Genomic DNA, 3,398 nt, shown 5'->3' on the forward strand with positions numbered 1-3,398 from the left:
TGCAGCCCCGCGCGCCGCGCGCGGCGCCGCTCCGAGCGCAGCCGCAGCCGGTCCATGTAGAGATAGACCACCGGCGTGGTGTAGAGCGTCAGCATCTGCGAGACGATCAGCCCGCCGGCCAGCGTGATGCCGAGCGGCGCGCGCAGCTCGGCGCCGTCGCCATGGCCGAACACCAGCGGCAGGGTGCCGAACAGCGCGGCCATGGTGGTCATCAGGATCGGCCGGAAGCGCAGCCGGCAGGCCTCGTGGATCGCCTCGAACGAGGACTTGCCCTCGCGCGCGGCCACCACCGCGTAGTCGATCATCAGGATCGCGTTCTTCTTGACGATGCCGATCAGCAGGAAGATGCCGATCAGCCCGATGATGTCGAACTCGGTGCCCGAGATCAGCAGCGCCAGCAGCGCGCCCACGCCGGCCGAGGGCAGGGTCGAGAGGATCGTGATCGGGTGGATGTAGCTCTCGTAGAGGATGCCGAGCACGATGTAGATCGCCGCCAGCGCCGCGATGATCAGCAGCAGCTGGTCGCGCAGCGCCTTCTCGAACTCCTCGGCGGTGCCCGAGAAGCCGGCGTTGATGCTGGCCGGCACGCCGATCTCGCTCATGGTCTGGTAGATCACCGTGCGCGCGTCGGACAAGGCCTTGCCGGGCGGCAGGTTGAAGGAGATCGTCACGGCCACGAAGGGGCCTTCGTGGTTGATCGCGATCGGCGTGGTGCCGGGCCCGAAGCTGGCGATCGCCGAGAGCGGGATCATGGTCGACTTCGAGGTGGACACCGCCTCGCCCGAGGAGGTGCCGGCCTTGCCGGTGGCCGCGATCGAATTGAGCGCCGCGTTGCGCGCCGAATCGGTCGCCACCGCGGCCGAGCCGGCCTGCGGCGCGCCCGCGCCCGAGGCCCGCGCCGAATTCGCCACGAAGGTGCCGGCCGCGGCATTGGTCTGCGCCACGCCGCTGGCGCTGCCGCCGGTGGTGCTGATCCACACCTGCTTGAGCATCTCCGGGTCCTGCCAGTATTTCGGCGCGAGCTCCATCACCACGTGGTACTGGTTCAGCGGGTTGTAGATGGTCGAGACCTGGCGCTGCCCGAAGGCGTCGTACAGCGTGTTGTCGATCTGCAGCGGCGTGATGCCCAGGCGCGCGGCGGTGGCGCGGTCGATATGGACCATCGCCTCCAGGCCGCCCTGCTGCTGGTCGGAGTTGACGTCGGTGAGCTGCGGCTTCTTCTTGAGCGCCGCGGCCAGCTTGTCGCCCCACTTGTAGAGTTCCTCGGGCGAGTCGCCGTACAGCGAGAACTGGTATTGCGCGTTGGTCTGCCGCCCGCCGCCCCCGCCCAGGTCCTGCGCGGCCTGCAGGAAGGTCTGCGCGCCCGCCACGCGTTCGAGCTGCGGGCGCAGGTGCTCGATGATCTGGTCGGCGCTGAGCTTGCGGTCCTGCTTGTCCTTCAGCGTCACGAACATGAAGCCGGAATTGGTGGTGCGCCCGCCGCGGAAGCCCGCGATGCTCAGCACGTTCGGGTCCGACTGGATGATCTTCATCATCTCGGCGAACTTGAGCTGCATGGCCTGGAACGAGGTGGACTGGTCCACCTGGATGCCGCCGATCAGCACGCCGGTGTCCTGCTGCGGGAAGAAGCCCTTGGGCACCACCACGAACAGCGCCATGTTGAGCCCCACCGTCGCGATCAGCGACAGCAGCGTGATGCGCCGGTGCCGCAGCGCCCATTGCAGGCTGCGGTCGTAGCCGGATTGCAGGCGCTCGAAGCCGCGCTCCAGCCAGCGCGACAGGCGCCCTTCCTTTCGATGGCTGCCGGCCTCGGGCAGCAGGCGCGCGCACATCATCGGCGTGAGCGTGAGCGAGACCACCAGCGACACGGCGATCGCCAGCGACAGCGTCATCGCGAACTCGCGGAACAGCCGCCCGATCAGCCCCGTCATCAGCAGGATCGGCAGGAACACGGCGATCAGCGAGAGGCTGATCGACACCACCGTGAAGCCCACCTCGCGCGCGCCGTCGAGCGCGGCCTGCATGCGCGGCTTGCCGTTCTCGATGTGGCGCATGATGTTCTCGAGCACCACCACCGCGTCGTCGACCACGAAGCCGGTGGCCACGATCAGCGCCATCAGCGAGAGGTTGTCGATCGAGAAGCCCAGCACGTACATCGCGCCGAAGGTGCCGATGATCGAGACCGGCACCGCGGCGGTCGGGATCAGCGTGGCGCGCCAGTTGCGCAGGAACACGAACACCACCATCACCACCAGCGCGACCGCCACCACCAGCGTGTGCTCGGTATCGGCCAGCGAGGAGCGGATCGTCACCGAGCGGTCCAGCACCGAGCCGAGGTCGACGTCGGGCGGCAGCGCGGCGGACAGCCTGGGCAGCGCGGCCTTGACGCGATCGACCGCGTCGATGATGTTGGCGCCCGGCGAACGATAGAGGATCACCAGCACGGCGCGCTTGCCGTTGGCCAGGCCCAGGTTGCGCAGGTCCTCGACCGAGTCGATCACGCTGCCCACGTCGGTGAGCCGCACCGCCGCGTTGTTGCGGTAGGCCACCACCAGGTCGCGATACTGCGAGGCCTGCGAGGCCTGGTCGTTGGTATAGAGCTGGTAGCGGTTCGGCCCGACCTCGATCATGCCCTTCGGGCTGTTCGCGTTGGCCGAGGCGAGCGCCGCGCGCACGTCCTCCAGGCCGATGCCGTAATGGAACAGCGCATGCGGCTCGAGCTCGACGCGCACCGCGGGGCTTGCCGCGCCGAACACGTCCACCTCGCCGATCCCCTCGATCTGCGAGAGCGCCTGCTGCAGCACGGTGGAGGCCGCGTCGTAGACGCGCGAGGGCGGTGCGGTGTCCGAGGTGACCGACAGCACCATGATCGGCGTGTCGGCCAGGTTGACCTTCTGGAAGGTGGGATTGCTCTTGAGGCTGGCGGGCAGGTCCGCGCGCGCCGCGTTGATGGCGGCCTGCACGTCGCGCGCGGCGCCGTTCAGGTCGCGTTCGAGCACGAACTGCAGGCTGATCAGCGCATTGCCGAGCGAGCTGGTCGAGGTCATCTGGGTGACCCCGGCGATCGAGCCGAGATGCCGCTCCAGCGGGCTGGTCACGCTGGTGGAGACGGTGGCCGGGCTCGCGCCGGGCAGGTTGGCGAACACCGAGATGGTCGGGAAGTCGACGCGCGGCAGCGGCGAGACCGGCAGCTTGACGAAGGCGAACAGGCCCGACAGCGCGATGCCGAGCGCGAGCAGGGTGGTGGCGACCGGCCGGCGAATGAAGAAGCGCGAAAAGTTCATGCGGGCCTGGACTCAGCGCGGCGCGCGCGGCGGCAAGCGGTTCGACAGGCGGGACGCGCGACGGCGGCGACGCGCTCGGGCGCCGGCAGGACGCGGCCGGCCACGGCGGCACGA

The 3,398-nt window shown here is 69.2% G+C and carries 1 protein-coding gene; it reads right to left on the bottom strand.

Going from position 1 to position 3,398, the window contains the following annotated elements; translation table 11 throughout:
• A partial coding sequence (locus F3J10_RS34895; protein WP_167243986.1) for an efflux RND transporter permease subunit occupies window positions 1–3,284 on the bottom strand: 3,284 nt, incomplete at its 3' end.
• Between the last annotated feature and the right edge of the window lie 114 nt (window positions 3,285–3,398).

Source organism: Burkholderia sp. Cy-637 (genome assembly GCF_011753175.1).
Classification (GTDB): Bacteria; Pseudomonadota; Gammaproteobacteria; order Burkholderiales; family Burkholderiaceae; genus Burkholderia; species Burkholderia gladioli.